Origin of the sequence: Arthrobacter sp. SX1312 (assembly GCF_002929295.1) — a bacterium.
In the GTDB taxonomy this organism is placed as follows: domain Bacteria; phylum Actinomycetota; class Actinomycetes; order Actinomycetales; family Micrococcaceae; genus Arthrobacter_D.
Genome location: NZ_PJIM01000002.1, coordinates 775,890 through 791,604, shown reverse-complemented (window position 1 = coordinate 791,604; position 15,715 = coordinate 775,890). Strand labels below are relative to the sequence as shown.

General features: G+C 68.4%; 16 protein-coding genes. 9 read left to right on the top strand and 7 right to left on the bottom strand.

Features of this window, described 5'->3' with window-relative positions; translation table 11 throughout:
• The first annotated feature begins 36 nt into the window (after nt 1-36).
• The 7 genes from CXQ92_RS11170 to CXQ92_RS11140 all read left to right on the top strand — a co-directional run bounded on the left by CXQ92_RS11170 (nt 37) and on the right by CXQ92_RS11140 (nt 9,159).
• Nucleotides 37-1,350: a UDP-glucose/GDP-mannose dehydrogenase family protein gene (locus CXQ92_RS11170; RefSeq protein ID WP_104167797.1), complete on the top strand. Its 1,314-nt coding sequence runs from the start codon at nt 37-39 to the stop codon at nt 1,348-1,350.
• Between the two features lie 138 nt (nt 1,351-1,488).
• Nucleotides 1,489-2,697, top strand: a complete 1,209-nt coding sequence (locus tag CXQ92_RS11165; protein WP_146067452.1) for a glycosyltransferase family protein — start codon at nt 1,489-1,491, stop codon at nt 2,695-2,697.
• 31 nt (nt 2,698-2,728) lie between these two features.
• Nucleotides 2,729-3,940: a glycosyltransferase gene (locus CXQ92_RS11160; RefSeq protein WP_258069867.1), complete on the top strand. Its 1,212-nt coding sequence runs from the start codon at nt 2,729-2,731 to the stop codon at nt 3,938-3,940.
• Complete coding sequence (locus CXQ92_RS11155; protein WP_104167794.1) at nt 3,940-5,067, top strand: glycosyltransferase family 4 protein; 1,128 nt, start codon at nt 3,940-3,942, stop codon at nt 5,065-5,067. Before CXQ92_RS11160 ends, CXQ92_RS11155 begins: the two co-directional genes overlap by 1 nt.
• A 68-nt stretch (nt 5,068-5,135) precedes the next feature.
• Entirely contained in the window at nt 5,136-6,905 is a 1,770-nt protein-coding gene (locus tag CXQ92_RS11150; RefSeq protein WP_104167793.1) for an ABC transporter ATP-binding protein, read from the top strand.
• The gene (locus tag CXQ92_RS11145) at nt 6,902-8,104 is read left to right on the top strand and encodes a phosphotransferase family protein (RefSeq protein WP_104167792.1); all 1,203 of its coding nucleotides are present in this window, start codon (nt 6,902-6,904) and stop codon (nt 8,102-8,104) included. The genes CXQ92_RS11150 and CXQ92_RS11145 overlap by 4 nt, the downstream gene beginning before the upstream one ends.
• Nucleotides 8,104-9,159: a phosphotransferase gene (locus CXQ92_RS11140; RefSeq protein WP_104167791.1), complete on the top strand. Its 1,056-nt coding sequence runs from the start codon at nt 8,104-8,106 to the stop codon at nt 9,157-9,159. Before CXQ92_RS11145 ends, CXQ92_RS11140 begins: the two co-directional genes overlap by 1 nt.
• A gap of 33 nt (nt 9,160-9,192) precedes the next feature.
• Here CXQ92_RS11140 and CXQ92_RS11135 read toward each other — a convergent pair whose 3' ends face one another.
• The 7 genes from CXQ92_RS11135 to CXQ92_RS11105 all read right to left on the bottom strand — a co-directional run bounded on the left by CXQ92_RS11135 (nt 9,193) and on the right by CXQ92_RS11105 (nt 14,158).
• The gene (locus tag CXQ92_RS11135) at nt 9,193-9,870 is read right to left on the bottom strand and encodes a response regulator transcription factor (protein ID WP_104167790.1); all 678 of its coding nucleotides are present in this window, start codon (nt 9,868-9,870) and stop codon (nt 9,193-9,195) included.
• Complete coding sequence (locus CXQ92_RS11130; RefSeq protein WP_258069866.1) at nt 9,867-11,474, bottom strand: cell wall metabolism sensor histidine kinase WalK; 1,608 nt, start codon at nt 11,472-11,474, stop codon at nt 9,867-9,869. The genes CXQ92_RS11135 and CXQ92_RS11130 overlap by 4 nt, the downstream gene beginning before the upstream one ends.
• Nucleotides 11,464-11,835: a hypothetical protein gene (locus CXQ92_RS11125; protein WP_146067451.1), complete on the bottom strand. Its 372-nt coding sequence runs from the start codon at nt 11,833-11,835 to the stop codon at nt 11,464-11,466. The genes CXQ92_RS11130 and CXQ92_RS11125 overlap by 11 nt, the downstream gene beginning before the upstream one ends.
• 57 nt (nt 11,836-11,892) lie before the next feature.
• A complete protein-coding gene (locus CXQ92_RS11120; protein ID WP_146067450.1) occupies nt 11,893-12,342 on the bottom strand; it encodes a hypothetical protein in 450 nt (149 codons plus the stop codon).
• A gap of 89 nt (nt 12,343-12,431) precedes the next feature.
• Nucleotides 12,432-12,875 carry a GNAT family N-acetyltransferase gene (locus CXQ92_RS11115; RefSeq protein WP_104167786.1) on the bottom strand — a complete coding sequence of 148 codons (444 nt, stop codon included), beginning with the start codon at nt 12,873-12,875 and terminating at the stop codon, nt 12,432-12,434.
• A gap of 111 nt (nt 12,876-12,986) precedes the next feature.
• Complete coding sequence (locus CXQ92_RS11110; RefSeq protein WP_104167785.1) at nt 12,987-13,676, bottom strand: GAP family protein; 690 nt, start codon at nt 13,674-13,676, stop codon at nt 12,987-12,989.
• Nucleotides 13,649-14,158 (bottom strand): TetR/AcrR family transcriptional regulator, encoded by a 510-nt coding sequence (locus CXQ92_RS11105; protein WP_181033632.1) that lies wholly within the window; start codon nt 14,156-14,158, stop codon nt 13,649-13,651. The genes CXQ92_RS11110 and CXQ92_RS11105 overlap by 28 nt, the downstream gene beginning before the upstream one ends.
• Nucleotides 14,159-14,340: 182 nt before the next feature.
• Between CXQ92_RS11105 and CXQ92_RS11100 the strand changes: the two genes are divergently transcribed.
• Nucleotides 14,341-14,919, top strand: coding sequence for a helix-turn-helix domain-containing protein (locus tag CXQ92_RS11100; protein WP_104167783.1), 579 nt, complete (start codon nt 14,341-14,343; stop codon nt 14,917-14,919).
• Nucleotides 14,916-15,707, top strand: coding sequence for an SRPBCC domain-containing protein (locus tag CXQ92_RS11095; RefSeq protein WP_104167782.1), 792 nt, complete (start codon nt 14,916-14,918; stop codon nt 15,705-15,707). Before CXQ92_RS11100 ends, CXQ92_RS11095 begins: the two co-directional genes overlap by 4 nt.
• Nucleotides 15,708-15,715 lie beyond the last annotated feature (8 nt).

Below are 15,715 nucleotides of genomic sequence, written 5' to 3'. Positions count from 1 at the left end.
TCCGCAGGTCTCTGCGCGCACATCAGGAGGACCAGCATGCGTATTTCTGTCATCGGTTGCGGATACCTCGGGGCCGTCCATGCAGTGTGCATGGCCAAGCTCGGCCACGACGTAGTAGGCATCGACGTCGACCCCCGCAGGATCGGCGAGCTCCAAGCGGGGCGTGCCCCGTTCTTCGAACCGGGGCTGTCCGAACTGCTCGACGAGATCCTGACGACCGGCCGGTTGAAGTTCAGCTCCAGCATGGCCGATGCGGCGGGAGCGGAAGTGCATTTCCTCTGCATCGGAACACCGCAGCGAAAGGGCGAGTATGCGGCGGACCTGCACCACGTGGAGAGCGCCTTCGCGTCGCTGCTCGATTCCCTCGAGCCGGGCAATCTCATCGTCGGCAAGTCCACGGTCCCGGTGGGCACCGCGGCCCGCCTGGCGGACGACCTCTCGCGGCGGTACCCCGACGCCGACCTCGCGTGGAACCCCGAGTTCCTCCGTGAAGGATTCGCCATCAACGACACGCTGTCCCCTGACCGTTTCGTGTACGGCCTCCCGGAGGGCGAGGCCGGCATGCGCGCCACCCGACTGCTCGACACCGTGTACGCCACACCCCTGTCGACGGGCACCCCGCGTCTACGCTCCGACTACGCCACCGCCGAGCTGGTCAAAGCCGCAGCGAATTCGTTCCTCGCCACGAAGATCTCCTTCATCAACGCCATGGCCGAAGTGTGCGAGGTCACCGGCGCGGACATAACACTCCTGGCCGACGCCATCGGTATCGACGATCGGATCGGCCGGAAGTTCCTCGACGCAGGCGTGGGCTTCGGCGGTGGCTGCCTCCCCAAGGACATCAGGGCCTTCATGGCACGCGCCGGCGAGCTGGGCGCCGATCAAGCGCTCACCTTCCTCCGTGAAGTGGATGACATCAATGTCCGGCGTCGCATCCGCACCGTCGAGCTCACCCGCACGCTGGTGGGAGGCTCGCTCCTCGGGAAGCGCCTGACGGTGCTCGGAGCGGCGTTCAAACCCGACAGCGACGACGTCCGCGATTCCCCTGCCCTCAGCATCGCCGCACAACTGCAATTGCAGGGCGCGGAGGTCACCGTCACCGACCCCGAGGCGATCGACGGTGCACGGCGCCGCTTCCCGGAGCTCCTGTACGAGGAGGACCTGCCGCGTGCCATGCAGGACGCCGACGCTTTGCTGCTGCTCACCGAATGGGAGGAGTATCGCAACCTCACCCCGGGAGCGGCCGCCGCATCGGTGGGCACGAAGAACATCCTGGACGGCCGCAACGTCCTGGAGCCCGCTACGTGGCGTCGCGCAGGCTGGAACTACAAGGGAATCGGCAGGCCGTAGACCATCGCCGGGGCACCGGCGTGAGCCGTGCGAAAGATGAGAACTCCCTCATGCACCCATCATGCGCGGCTCATGCGGGACTGACGTACTGATATCTCCACCATCCCAGCACCAGGTCAAGAAAGCCGGCAATCAACGATGGCAGATTTGCAGCCCGAGGAGCTCAGGGTCGTCCTCTACTCCCATGACTCCCAGGGGCTCGGGCACACGCGCCGTAACCTCGCCATCGCCCACGCGCTGTCGGCCGGCCTGCCCGGCCACGCGAACCGGAAGGTGACCGGCCTCCTCGTCACGGGGGAATCCTCCGCAACACGCTTCGACGTCCCGGCGGGATGGGATTGGGTGGTCCTGCCGGGGATACGCAAGAGCACCGAGGGTTACCGTCCACGTCATCTGACCATCGGGCAGGATGCCCTCATCCAGCTGCGCATGCACATGATCGACGCCGTGTTCGACCGTTTCCGCCCGCACCTGGTGGTCGTCGACCGCCATGCGTTCGGAGTGGACGGCGAACTGGGACAGGCCCTGACGAACCTCCGCCTCAGGCGTCCGGCATGCAAGGTGGTCCTCGGACTGCGTGAGGTACTCGACAGCCCCCACGCGATGGAGCAGGAGTGGAGCAGGATGGGTGGAATCGACGTCCTGGCGCCGGTCTTCGACCAGATCTGGGTGTACGGAGATCCTGCGATTCACGACCCTCTGGGAACAGGGGAGATCCCGGGGACCCTCGGCCCGCTCGTCCGCTACACGGGCTATCTCGCCGCGGGCAGGGTCTCCCGCGGACGGTCGACCCCCGTGGGTCAGCCGTACGTACTGACCATGGCCGGCGGCGGCTCGGACGGCCTCGCGCTGCTGCTCGCCGCTGCCGGCGCCGAGGTTCCCGAGGGCTACGGGCATCTCGTCATCACCGGGCCCCAGATGCCGAAGGAGCACCGCCGCCTGGTCGAGCGGGCCGCGGGACCCGGCACGTCGGTCGTGGTGAAAGTGCGCGACGCGCTCTCCGAGATCGAGGGAGCCTCGGCGATCGTATCGATGGGCGGGTACAACTCCGTCAGCGAGATCATGACCACATCCGCTCCTGCGCTCATCGTTCCGCGGACAGAACCTCGGATGGAGCAACTCATCCGTGCCTCTGCGCTGGCCCGGCATGGTGTCGTCGAGATGTGCCACCCCGACGACCTCTCCCCGGAACTCATCGGCGCGTGGTTCGGTCGTGCCGCAGGCACCCGTGTGGGCCGTTCCACGGTCGACCTGACCGGTGTCGCCGCACTCGCCCCTCTGGCCGCTGAACTCCTCGCCACCGAGGCGGGCTCCCAGGACCGGAGGTGGGTACATGCTGCTGTCTGACCGACCCGGACCGTCGCGCACCGCCTATGTCATGAAAATGTATCCGCGGTTCTCCGAGACGTTCATCGTGACCGAGATCCTTGCCCGGGAAGCGCAGGGCGAGGACCTCCGCCTCTTCTCGTTGCGTCCGCCGATCGACCCCCGATTCCACCCGGAACTCGCTCGCGTTCAGGCCGGCGTGACGTACATACCGAAGCCTTCGAAGATCCTCGAGGCCTGGGGCCTGCTCGGGGAAGGCCTGGCGACGATCCCGACGTTCGGGGAGCGCTTCGCGCACATGCTGCCCGATCTACTGGCGATGGACCCGACGGAAGCCCATCAGGGAGTCGGGCTGGCTGCGGAGTTCGCCCGCCAGGGCATCACCCACGCTCACGCGCACTTCGGATCGATGGCCGCCCGCGCCACCGCCATCGCCGCAGAACTCGTCGACATCCCCTTCTCCTTCACCGCCCACGCGAAGGACATCTTCCACGAGGAGGTGGACGCGGCGGTCCTGGCGGACCTGATGCGCCGGGCTCATCACGTCGTCACGGTCAGCGACTTCAACCACCGCTTCCTCGACCGGCTCGCGAGCGGCGCGGATGCCTCCGTGCACCGCGTCTACAACGGCCTGGAACTCGGCCGGTTCCCCTACGAGGACCCGGCACCACGCGGGCCGGTCCTGCGTGTCTGCGCCGTGGGCAGGCTGGTCGAGAAGAAGGGCTTCCGCTACCTGCTCGAGGCCGTCGCCCGGCTGAAGGCCGACGGCCTCGCCCTGGACGTCCGCATCGCGGGAGGCGGTCCTGAGCATGAGGATCTCCTTGCGCAAGTACGTGCGCTCGACCTCGCGGACGACGTCACGCTGCTCGGCCCCCGGACTCAGGAAGAAGTCGTCGCCGTGCTGCGGTGGGCCGACGTCTTCGTCGCGCCGTGCATCATGGCCACCGACGGCAACATGGACGGCCTGCCGACCGTGCTCCTGGAGGCCATGGCAACCGGCGTCCCCTGTATCGCGAGTGACGTGACAGGAATTCCGGAGGTCTTCGATTCCGGGGACGGCGCCCCCACGGGCATCCTGACCCGGGCGGGGTCCACAGCCGATCTCGTCGACGCCCTCACCTACTGTGCATCCGCCGACCTGACCGGGATGGCACGCGCGGCGCGGCAGCTGATCGAGTCGTCGTTCGACTCCGTGGAGCAGGCTCGTCGGCTGCGCGAGCTCCAGACCGGACAGGGCGCCCTGAGCTCGTCGAAGGGATCCTGATGCACGTCGCCTATGTGTGCGTCGATCCCGGTATCCCGGTGTTCGGCTCCAAGGGAGCCTCTGTCCACGTCCAGGAGATCGTCCGGAGCTGGCTCGCCCGCGGCGCCGATGTCACCGTCTATTGCACGCGAATCGGCGAGTCGGTTCCCGACGACCTTGCCGGGGTGCGGGTGGTCACCCACCCCATTCCCCGCGGCAGCGGCCCGGAGCGTGAACAGTCCCAACGGGACGCCGCCGCTGCACTGGCTGCACAGGCCGTGAAGGACGGCGTCACCGCGATCTATGAGAGATATTCGCTCTTCAGTGATGCGCTTGCACGGATCATGAACGCATTGTCGGTCCCCGGCATCCTCGAGGTGAATGCGCCCCTCATCGATGAACAACGGACCCACCGCGCACTGCACGACGAGGGAGCAGCACTGCACGCACTCAGGATCCAGCTTTCGGCGGCGACGGTCGTTGCGTGCGTGTCCGATCCCATCGCTGCCTGGGTTGCCGCACACGCATCGTCCGATCCCCCGCCCAGGATCATCACGGCACCCAACGGGGTCAATGTGAGACGCATCGCGCCCGCACCGGAAGCCGATGGCACCCCCACCGTGGTCTTCGTCGGAACCCTGAAACCATGGCACGGGGTCAGCGACCTCATCGAGGCGAAGGCGCTGTCCGACGGTTCCTGGAGACTGAGGATTGTCGGGGACGGTCCCGAAGCCGCAAGCCTGCGTTCCCTGGCCGCCGCGAAGGGTGTGGACGCCGACTTCACCGGGGCGTCGACTCCTGCCGAGGTGCCCACGATGCTTGCCGGGTGTGCGATCGCGGTGGCACCCTATCCCCGGACCGAGCGGGAGGAGGAGCAGTACTTCTCCCCCCTGAAGATCTACGAGTACTGCGCCGCCGGATTGCCGGTCGTGGCATCGGCCGTCGGGCAGGTTCCGGGCATCGTCGACGACGGGGTGACGGGCGTCCTCGTCGAACCCTCGCACCCCGCGGCGTTGGCGGCCGCCCTGGACGAGCTCGCGGGAGACCCGCTCGCACGCCGCACCATGTCCATGGCTGCCCGCCGGTTCGCGGAGCGCCACAGCTGGGACGCCGTCCTCGATGCCATCCTGGAAGAGAGCAACCTGTGAGCAGGCCGACCACCCCCGGTCCCCCGACCTCCGGACCACCGGCGAAACCCCTTCGAAGGACGCTGCGCATGGTGCGGCCGCACCTCGGCCGGCACAGGACGCTCATGGCCGGCGGCGTCACGGCCCTTCTGCTGGAGGTCGCGTTCCGCGTTCTGGAACCCTGGCCCGTGAAATTCGTCATCGACGCCGTCACCAGGAGCCTCGGCGCCGATTTCTCCGGTGGTGGACCCTCGGCGTCCCCGGGTCTGCTGATCCTGTGCGGGGCTGCGCTGGTGGCGATCATCGGGTTCCGTGCCCTGTTCAACTTCCTCGCCACCATCGCGTTCGCCCTGACCGGTTCCCGTGTGGCCACCGACCTACGGTCCCGTGTGTTCGCGCACGTCCAATCGCTGTCACTGTCCTACCACTCCTCGTCCCGGACGGGCGACATGGTCCAGCGCCTCATCGGCGACGTGGGGAAGCTCCAGGAGGTGGCCGTGAGCGCGGGCCTGCCGCTGATCGCGAACTGCATCACACTCGTGGCCATGGCCGGCGTGATGTTCTGGCTGGATCCCCTCCTCGCCCTCGTCGTCGTCGTCGCTTCGGCGGCATTCCTTCTGCTGTCGAGGCTGAGCACCGGGAGGATCACCGTCGCCGCACGCCGTACCCGGAAGGGCGAGGGGGCGCTGGCGAACACCGCGCAGGAGAGCCTGGGAGCCATCCGCGTCGTCCAGACGTACGGTCTCGAACAGACACTGGCACGCCAGTTCGGGACCAGCAACGAGAAGACGCTGCGCGAAGGCGTGCTGGCCCGCCGTCTGGCCGCGGCCCTCGAACGCCGCACCGATGTCATCGTCGGCGCCGCGACCGCACTGGTGCTCACGGGAGGCGGCTGGCGTGTGGTGCAGGGCGCCATGACGCCCGGCGACCTCGTCCTGTTCCTCATGTACCTCAAGACGGCGATGAAGCCCCTCCGCGACCTGGCGAAGTACACCGGGCGCATCGCCCGCGCGACCGCATCGGGCGAGCGCGTCGCCGATCTGCTCGATCAGCCGGTCGACATCGAGGACAGCCCTCACGCAGTTCCCCTGTCCCGGGTGTGGGGCGACCTCGAGCTGCGCGGCGTGACGGCAGCATACACGCCCGACGAACCAGTGCTCCGGGACGTGGACCTGACGTTCATGGGCCACCGTCGCACAGCCGTCGTCGGCCCCTCGGGCTCCGGGAAGTCCACCCTCGCCTCGCTCGCGGTACGGATGATGGACCCGCAGACCGGGAGCGTCCACCTGGACGGCAAGGACCTCCGGCACGTGACCCTCGAATCACTCCGCTCCAATGTCAGCCTGGTGCTGCAGGACGCCGTCCTCTTCACGGGCACCATCCGGGAGAACATCCGCTACGGCCGCATCGACGCTTCGGACGAGGACGTCGAGTACGCGGCGAAGCTCGCCAACGTGCACGGCTTCGTGGCGCAGTTCCCGGACGGGTACGACACGACGGTGGGCGAACGGGGCGGGACCCTCTCCGGCGGCCAGCGCCAACGGATAGCGATCGCGCGGGCGCTGCTGCGCGATGCACCGCTCGTGATCCTCGACGAGGTCACCACCGGCCTCGACAAGGACTCGCGCGCGGAGGTCCTGAAAGGGCTGGACCTGCTCTCGCGGCATCGCACCACGATCACCATCACCCACGAACCCGCCGTCGCGCTGACGCACGACTGGATCATCTGGCTCGAGGACGGGACCGTCCGCTTCGAAGGGTCCCCCGCGGACATCAGGGAGCACCCCGTCTACGGGAGGTGGGCCGGTGAAGCCGACGACGTCAAGGACCTGTCAGCCACCGGCCGGCGGCAGCCATGAGCGTCGCCCTCATCGACCCAGCGCTGCCCGCGCTGCCGGCCATCTTCGATCCGGTCGGATTGTCCGCCCTGTTCTCGCGTCCGGTGCACGCCGACCGGCTACGCCACAAGCAGGGCGTCTCCGCCGTCGCACGCCTCCGGACCCGTCACCCGGGACAGGCTCCACCGGCCGACGCCCGGCGGGCACCCGATGCGGATCCTGCCCCGCGATGGGTGGCGACCTACGCCCCGCACCACGCCGCCAAACTGGACAAGACGCTCGCGCGGGCCGCGAACCACGGATATGACATCGACGTGATCGGACTGCCCGGACGGCATACGCTCGTCGCCGGCCCTATCGGCCTGGACATGAAGCTGCACGACACCCTCCGGGCATTCGAGGGGCACCATCGCCTGTCCCTCGGGCCGGGCCGGGTCCTCAACTACAACCCCCACCGCCGCGTGGTCTTCCGGATGGAGACGGCCGCCGGCGCCACGGTCTGCAAGGCCGGCCGCGCTGATCCCGCAGAGACAGCCTTCCTCGCCGACCTCGCACGCCGCGGTGTCCCGGTCCTGCAGCGGATCATCCCCCTCGACGCGCCGCAGGCCGGCACCCTGCGCTACTACCCCTGGTTCGGACAGGGAGACCTCCAACAGGTGGCCGGCGAGGATGGTCACGACGCCGCCCGCTCCGCCGGCGCCGCCCTTGCACTCCTGCACGCACAACCCACCGACCTCGCACCACGACCAGCACGGGACCTGCTCCACAAACTGCGCACCCTGAACGAGCGGGACCTGCACCTGACGCCGGGAAGCCAGGCACGACTGAGCAGGATCCACGCCGCGCTCGTCCGACGCCTGGGCGACGACGACCGCACAGCCCTCGTCCATGGTGACTTCTCCGCTGATCAGGTGCTCGTCGACGCCTCTCACGTGGTGCTCGCCGACTTCGACCGGTCGACGACGGCACCCCCCGGCACGGATATCGGCTCGTTCGTGGCCGTCGACCTGCTGCAGGAACGCGCTTCAGGCCGTACCCTGCGCGGACACTTCCTCGACGGCTACGAGGACGCCGGTGGGCGCATCGACCAGGACACCGTGCTCGCCTGGACCGCCGCACATCTCCTGGATCGCCTCGACGAGCCGTTCCGGTCCTGTTCACCCTCGTGGCGTGACGACACCGAGGAACGGCTCGAGATGCTCGCAGCCCTGGTCGCGTGATGCTCATCCCCGACGATGTCCTGGACAACGAGGGCACGCGGCTCACCATCCGCCGCACCTGGCCGCACGACGGTGGACTCACCATCGAAGCCGTCGACGAGACCACAGGGCGTCTGCGGGCCGGACACCTCGATGCGGATGGCACGGTGACGTTGACGCCCTTCGGGGAGGACCCGGCCCTGGCAGGTCTTCCCGCGGCCGTCGACGCCGGTGAACTCCTGGTACACCGCTTCACCAAGAGGGCCGTCGTGAGGACGGACAGCGCATACCTGAAGCTCCTGCCACCTCGGAAGGTCGGCCGGGTCGTCACCGCCCACGCCACGGCTGCCGGGCTCGTCGCAGCCGCAGGCATCGCCACTCCCCGCGTCACCGCCGTCGACGGGGCTACGCTCACCCTGTCCGCGGTGCCGGGCGCCAGTCTGTACGATCTCGGCTGCTCGAGTACCAGTGCCGGGAGCGATGGCACGGCAATGCTCGACCACGCCTGGTCCGTCTGGGCCGCTCACTGGCCGGCTTTCGCCGCCGTCCCCGGTGGTGATGCTGGTCGTCTGCCTTCCTACGGTCCACATGACGAAGTCGAGACCCTCGCCACCTGGATGGTCCGCTGCCTCGACTTCGGTGCCTCTCCGGTCCCGGACGCGGCCCTGCGTGCGGCAGTACGCACCGCTGCCGGCCGTCTTCTGCACGGTACGGCGCAGGCTCCCGTCCTGTCCCACCGCGACCTCCATGACAAGCAGGTGCTCATCTCCGGCGGGGGAAGCAGCCAGGGGACGCTCGGGCTGATCGACTGCGACACGCTGGCCCTGGCCGAACCGGCCCTCGACCTGGCGAACCTCCTGGTGCATCTGTCGTTCCGTGAGGCGCAGGGCCTCCTCAGCGCCCGACGGCGTGCCGCCGGGGAGCGTGCGATCCTCGCCGTGGCGGAGGAACTGCTGGTACCCGAAGACCGGCTGGACGCCTATGCGCTGTCGACGAAGCTGCGCCTCACGTGCATCTACGCCTTCCGCCCGCGCTGGCGGCAACTCACGAAGGACTGGTTCCAGGACTCCCTCTGATGCCGGCCGACCCGCTCGGCGCTCGGCGTCGGGCTAGGGCCGGGGACGATCGGCGACCAGTCGGTACCCCATGCCGCGGACGGTCGCGAACCGCTCCGGTCCGAGCTTGTTGCGGAGGTACCTCACATAGACGTCGACCACGTTGGAGCCGGGGTCGAAGTCGTACCCCCAGACGCGGGAGAGCAATTGCTCCCGGCTGAGGACCTGGCCGGGGTTGCGCAGGAACGCCTCGGTCAGGGCGAATTCGCGGGCGGACAGGTCCACCTCCCTGCCGTCGATGAGGGCGCGGCGGGTCCGGAGGTCCAGCTGGAGGCCTTCGTGGGAGAGGACGGAGCTCTCGGTGCGGGACGGATCCGGGCGCAGGCGCAGACGGACGCGGGCCAGCAGCTCCTCGAAGCGGAAGGGCTTGGTCATGTAGTCGTCGGCGCCGCCCTCGAGGCCGGCCACGGTGGCGTCCGTGGTGTTGCGCGCGGAGAGGATGATGACGGGGATGTCGTTGCGGGCCTCCCGGAGTCGTCGGAGCACCGTGAAGCCGTCCTGGTCCGGCAGGCCGAGGTCGAGGATGACGAGTTCGAAGTCCCCGGTCTGCGCCAGGTGATAGCCGTCCCGTCCGTTGACCGCGCTGGTGGGCACGTAGCCGGCCGCCCGGAGCCCCTTCGCGATGAAGGCGCTGATGCGTTCCTCGTCCTCGACGATCAGGATCTGGGTCACGGTTCCTCCTTCGTGGCAGGGCCACGGTGCTCGCGGGATACTGCATCGGCCGGGTTCCGGCGAGCCGCCGTCGGAAGTTCGAGGGTGAAGGTGGAGCCGCGGCCCGGCGCCGACAGGACACTGACACCGCCGCCGTGGGCCTGCGCGATCGCTTCGACGATGGACAGACCGAGGCCCGCGCCCTCGGCGCGTCTGCCGTCGGAGCCGCGTTCGAAGCGGCCGAAGATGCGCTGCTGGTCGGCGGCGCTGATGCCGATGCCTTCATCACGCACCCACAGGCTGAGACGGTCGCCGTCGAGCCGGGAGCCGACGGCGATCGTCGACCCGTCCGTGGAGAACTTCACGGCATTCGCGGCGAGTTGAAGCAGCGCCTGCGTGACCCGCCGGTCATCGAGTGGGACCTCCCCTTCAGCCCGTGAGTCGATGATCCATCGCCGGTCACCCAGTCCGCGTGCCTTGTCGAGGATGTCGTCCGTCAGGCGATCGACGCTGGTCGGTTTCGGGCGGACGAAATCGGGACGAGCGCTCCCGGCCAAGGTGACCAGGTCGTCGACGAGGAGACGCATGCGTTCCAGCTCGTCGAGGGCGACGGCCCGCACGGCGTCGACGTCCTCCCGATCGGTAGGATCCTGCAGCTCGAGGTGACCCTGGATGATGGTGATCGGCGTGCGGAGCTCATGGCCGACGTCGTCGAGCAGTTGCCGCTGCGACGTGAAGGACTTCTCGAGGCGGTCGAGCATCGCGTTGAAGGTCCGCGTCAGATCGGACAGGTCGTCGTTCCCGGTGACGACGATCCGCTGCGAGAGGTCGCTGTCATTGATGGTCTGTGCGGTCTCCCGGAGCCGCCGCACCGGGTGCAGCAGGTTGCCGATGAGCAGCCAGCCGACTGCGCCGATGAGCAGCAGCGCCCCGAGGCTGATCAGGGCGAAAGTGGTGTACGTCCGGTTCAGCTCCGCTCGTTCCGCGTCGATGTCGTAGGCGAGGACGAAGGTGGTGGGCTCCGTGTCCTCGCTCAGCATGACCGGCACGACGATGGCGCGGTAGGTGGCTCTGGCGGTGTCGATCGTCGTGATGGCGACGTCGTCCGCCGACGAGCGGTCCGCCGCGGCGGCCACCAGCTCGGGGTCGTCCTCGAGGCGCAGGGACACGGCGTCGTTGGCGAGGAGAACCGCGTCACTGTCGCGGATGCCCATCATGCCTTCGTTCGGGGCAGGAAGGGTGCGCTGCATGACGAGGTAGACGAGGGTCTCGGCAGTGACGAACGGAGATCGGGTGGCGGGATCGATGCCCGTCGCCAGAAGGGTCTCGAACTCCCCGAAACTGCGTTCCAGCGAGTTGTCGATGTCCGCGTTGAGTGTTGCCCGTTGCAGTCCGTATGCCGTGGTTCCTGCGAACAGGAGACCCAGGGCGGACAGGGCGAGCAGTGCGCTCAGTACACGGGACCGGACCGACCACCGACGGGTCGCACGGCTGAAGACACGGCCGATCCGGTCCAGTCTGCCCCCGTCCTGCGCCGTCGGGGTGTACCGAGGCGGAGGTGGGCGACGCACAAGGTGACCGCGGGCAGGCATCGCAGGGAGCGGCCGCGTCTTCTCAGTCGTCATCGTCGTCATCCCCATCGCCCACGTCGTCATCGTCATCGTCATCGCCGATGATCGGTGGCGGCGCGGGCACGACCTCCGGTGGAGGGGCGGGGGCAGGGGCCGGAGCGGGGGTTGACGCAGGCGCGGACGGTGTCGGGGACCCGTCTGCGGGCGGCTCCGGGCGCGGAGACTCCGGGGTGGGATCCGCCGGCGGGAGCGACGGCGGTCCCGGAACCGACGCGGGGTCGGTGAAGACGACCGCGGGTCCGAGCTGCTGATCGGGAGGATCACGCACGATATTGACGAGGGTGAGCACGCCGGTCACCATGAGGGCGGCAAGTACCGCGCCCAGGAGCCACATCTGAAGCGCCGCGGATCGCATGGCTCAAGTATCCCGCCGCTTCGTGAGACCAAGATGAGAAGGACTCGCCGATCGTGCTTATCCGCCGGCCACCGCGTACTCCCCGTGCAGGTCCTCCGCCAACCCTTCGATGTCCCAGGTCGTGGGTTCGCCCGTGGCCACGGCAGTCACGTCGACCACCATCCAGTTACTGCCGCGGGCGAGGTGCACCTCACCCTGGTTCGAGCCGGTCCAGATCTCGAAGGCCTTCCGGAGGGAGTCCTCGTCCGGGTACAGATCGATCTGCACGTTCTCCGAGCACAGCTTCTGTTCGGACGTCAGCGCGCCCCCGTCCGCCGGCACGATCGGATCACCCGCAGGTTCGGCCTCGCACCCCAGCACGTCGTCCACGGCGGCGTACGCCTCGTCCATGGAGGTGAATGCCGGCGGGGCGTCGGTGTGCGCCTGCCCTGGAGTGCTGCAGCCGGCGAGCAACCCGACGGTGAGAACGGCGGCCGCTGCCGCGACTGGAGAACGTCCTTGGTGCATAGCTTGTACCCCCATGACTATCGAACGTACTCTGCCAGAACCCGCCCGATAGGTGAAGCATCGCGTGAAGCGATGCCCGAGCCGGCGACTCAATCCTTGAAGGTGAAGAACGTGACCGGCGCGGCGGTGGCTCCCAGTGCCCGGTAGAACTCCAGGGCGTGCACGTCCTCATTGTCTGCAGGAACGAAGATCTCGTGAATGCCCTCGGCCGCGGCGGCGGCACGCAATTCGAGGACGAGTCGACTCGCGATGCCCTGCCTCTGATGGTCCGGCCGCACGGCGAGATCGTAGATGAACAGCTCCGACGACTGCGAGCGTGTCATGGGCAACGTGTGAGCGGTCAGGCCGCCGATGATCTCCGGGCCGATCGACGCCGCGAAGGCCCAGAAATTCTCCCGCCCCAGAAGGTCATCGACATAGTCCTGACCGACCTGCTCATAGTCCTCCTCGAAGACCCGCGCCATCATCTCGACCATGATCCTTGCCGTGGCAGCGTCCCCCCGGACCAGACGCCTGACGTCGAGCTCGCTCATCGCAGCATCATCCCACGCTCCGGCCGCCCCGTCCCGGGTGAGAGGCGCGATCCGTCAGGTAGCGCCGAATGCGTTCGTCCGTCGAGACGGTTGGTGGCCGTGGCAGCCTGCTCAGGGCCAGAGGGCGAAGGTGAGGGCTGCGGCGGCGAGGACGAACAACGTGAACGCTGCGGGGAGGGAGCGTCGGACAATGCCCGTAGAGAACCGGTCCAGCACCTTGCGTAGGCGTGTCCTGACCGTATCGCCGTGAGCCATCCCGAGGGCGAGGAGGATCAGGCATGGGATGCAATGGACGAGCGCGTAGCCGGCGAGGACGACCAACCCGATAGGGATGTCGACATCCGCGGCGACCATGCGTTCGATGGCGATGAAGTAGGGAAACGCGTTGGGCAGGTCGGCTCCGGTGATGATCACACCGAGCGGGAAAGCAGTCCACACTCCGAACCACGGCGGAAGATCGATCCCTTTCCTCTCCCGGTCCCTGAAGCGGCGGAACCCTGCAACCGCGAGAGCGACGGCGGCGATGAGGAACACTGCACGGCGTAGCCGGATGAGCCCTTCACCTACGGCATCGGCGGCGACGCTGGCACCGAGGAAGATCGCCGTGCCGAGGGCGAAGACGGTGCTCATCGCCCCGAGAACGAACGTCAAGGCCGAACCGACAGGCCGATGGGCGACGGTGAGCAGGATCAGGGTGATCACGACGATCGTCGCCGGGTTCAACGAGTCGGCCAGGGCGAGACCCGCGACACCGGCGAGCAGTCCACCACCGATCACGTCGGGGACCTGCCATTCAGCCACTGCAGGATCGAGTCGAGGCTGGCCCCGGTGTCGTCGTCGGCAAGGCTGTTCAGCAGCATCCCGTCACCCAGGAGGCGGATGATCGAGGCCGTCACAGGGTCCCCCGTTTCAACGGTGAACAGGTGTTCCCACCGCCGGGTGGCCTCGGCCGCATGCTGCAGAAGCGTATCGGTCAGAGAGGTCCGATCAGTGAGCAGGATCGACATCGCCCGGTAGAGGGCAGCCTCTTCACGGGAGGACGACAGGCGCAACCAGGTCTCGACCACCGTGCCGCGCTCAGCGGCCGCGGTCAGAGCCTGGTCCAGATCCCGTATCGCCTGCACCGCGATGCCCTCCACCAGGGCATTGCGCGAGGAGAAGTGGTGCATCAACCCGCCCTTGGACACCCCCGCCTGCTGGGCGATCACCCCCATGGACGGCACCGACCCGGTCTCGATCGCCAATCGCCGAACGGTCTGCAGGATGTGTGCCTTGGTGCTCATGAAGCAACGGTACCACGAGAACCGACCGACCGGTCGGTTTGATATCGGGAGTCGGACATCCTCATCACTCCCGCCGGCCTCCAGGCGACTGATCGTCGGTGCCGGCGGACATGCGGATCCGAGGGCGTCCTTCATCCGGCCATCCTATTGACAAAGTTTATTGTCAAGTTCAGGATGGTCGCATGCAGGACGTCGAAGTCATCGAGAACGCAGAGGCAGCCGCCGTCGTGCTGGATCCGGTCCGCGCCAGGCTGCTCGGGGAGCTGGCCGTTCCGGCCTCCGCCGCCGGGCTCGCCCTGCGAGTCGGCCTCGCACGTCAGAAGATCAACTACCACCTCAAGGCGCTCGAGCTGCACGGCCTGGTGGAACTGTTCGAGGAGCGCCGGCACGGGGGCATCACCGAGCGGGTACTGCGGGCGTCGGCTGCGTCCTACGTCGTATCACCCGCCGCCGTCAGCGCATCCGCGGCCGATCCGGAGGCCAACGACGACCACCTGTCGGCGGCCTACCTCGTAGCACTGGCCGGCCGCCTGGTGCGCGAGGTCGGCGCCCTGACGCGCCGGGCCGGCGCATCCGGCAGGGCCCTGCCGACACTGACCATCGACACGCAGATCGGCTTCCGGTCGGCCGCCGACCGGGCTGCCTTCGCCGACGAGCTGACCGCTGCGGTACTCGACCTGGCCGCTCGCTACCACCATGACGACGGGCGCCCGCACCGGCTCGTCGTCGCCGCACACCCACTTCCCGAGGAGAACCGATGAACACGATCCCGAACGTCCCGTACCGCCTGGAATTCGCCGTCGAGGTCCCTGGGACCCCGGAGCAGGTCTGGCAGGCCATCGCCACGGCCAAGGGCATGAGCGCCTGGTTCCTGCCGACCGAGATGGAAGAGCGCGAGGGCGGCTCGCTGCATTTCACCATGGGCCCCGAGATGGGGTCGGACGGCCGGGTCACCGGCTGGGACCCGCCACGCCGCCTCGAGTACGAGGAGGACTGGGCCGCCCTCATGGGCAAGGACCCGGCTGCGCTCAGCCCGCTGACCTCCGAGTTCCTCGTCGAGGCCCGGTCGGGCGGCACCTGCGTGGTGCGCGTCACCAGCAGCGGCTTCGGGACCGGTGCCGCCTGGGAGTCGGAGTTCTGGGAGGACATGGGCGCCAACTGGATGCCGTTCTTCGACAACCTGCGGCTCTACCTCTCGCACTTCCCCGGCCAGGAGACCACGCAGCTCGAGGCCACCGCCTCCCATCCCGGCGACGCGCAGGCGCTCTGGTCGATCCTGCACGACGCGCTCGGACTGGGAGACGAGGGTGCGACGATCGAGATTCGCGGTGCCACCGGCACGGTCGAGCGTGTAGGCGAGCGGCAGACGCTGGTCCGGCTCACCGCGCCGGTGCCCGGGATGCTCAGCGTCTTCACCTACGGCGAGAGCGCCGGGACCGCGACGGCGGGCGTACGGGCGTACCTGTTCTCCGCCGACGCGGCGGACTACGTGCGGCGCGAAGAACCGGAGTGGCAGAGCTGGCTTCAGGGGCTCACCGTCCCGGCCTGACCTGCGCG

Coding starts and splice junctions, on each gene's coding strand:
- CXQ92_RS11170 (WP_104167797.1), top strand. CDS start 37: ATGCGTATTTCTGTCATCGGTTGCGGATACCTCGGGGCCGTCCATGCA.
- CXQ92_RS11165 (WP_146067452.1), top strand. CDS start 1,489: ATGGCAGATTTGCAGCCCGAGGAGCTCAGGGTCGTCCTCTACTCCCAT.
- CXQ92_RS11160 (WP_258069867.1), top strand. CDS start 2,729: ATGAAAATGTATCCGCGGTTCTCCGAGACGTTCATCGTGACCGAGATC.
- CXQ92_RS11155 (WP_104167794.1), top strand. CDS start 3,940: ATGCACGTCGCCTATGTGTGCGTCGATCCCGGTATCCCGGTGTTCGGC.
- CXQ92_RS11150 (WP_104167793.1), top strand. CDS start 5,136: ATGGTGCGGCCGCACCTCGGCCGGCACAGGACGCTCATGGCCGGCGGC.
- CXQ92_RS11145 (WP_104167792.1), top strand. CDS start 6,902: ATGAGCGTCGCCCTCATCGACCCAGCGCTGCCCGCGCTGCCGGCCATC.
- CXQ92_RS11140 (WP_104167791.1), top strand. CDS start 8,104: ATGCTCATCCCCGACGATGTCCTGGACAACGAGGGCACGCGGCTCACC.
- CXQ92_RS11130 (WP_258069866.1), bottom strand. CDS start 11,474: ATGACGACTGAGAAGACGCGGCCGCTCCCTGCGATGCCTGCCCGCGGT.
- CXQ92_RS11125 (WP_146067451.1), bottom strand. CDS start 11,835: ATGCGATCCGCGGCGCTTCAGATGTGGCTCCTGGGCGCGGTACTTGCC.
- CXQ92_RS11120 (WP_146067450.1), bottom strand. CDS start 12,342: ATGCACCAAGGACGTTCTCCAGTCGCGGCAGCGGCCGCCGTTCTCACC.
- CXQ92_RS11115 (WP_104167786.1), bottom strand. CDS start 12,875: ATGAGCGAGCTCGACGTCAGGCGTCTGGTCCGGGGGGACGCTGCCACG.
- CXQ92_RS11105 (WP_181033632.1), bottom strand. CDS start 14,158: ATGAGCACCAAGGCACACATCCTGCAGACCGTTCGGCGATTGGCGATC.
- CXQ92_RS11100 (WP_104167783.1), top strand. CDS start 14,341: ATGCAGGACGTCGAAGTCATCGAGAACGCAGAGGCAGCCGCCGTCGTG.
- CXQ92_RS11095 (WP_104167782.1), top strand. CDS start 14,916: ATGAACACGATCCCGAACGTCCCGTACCGCCTGGAATTCGCCGTCGAG.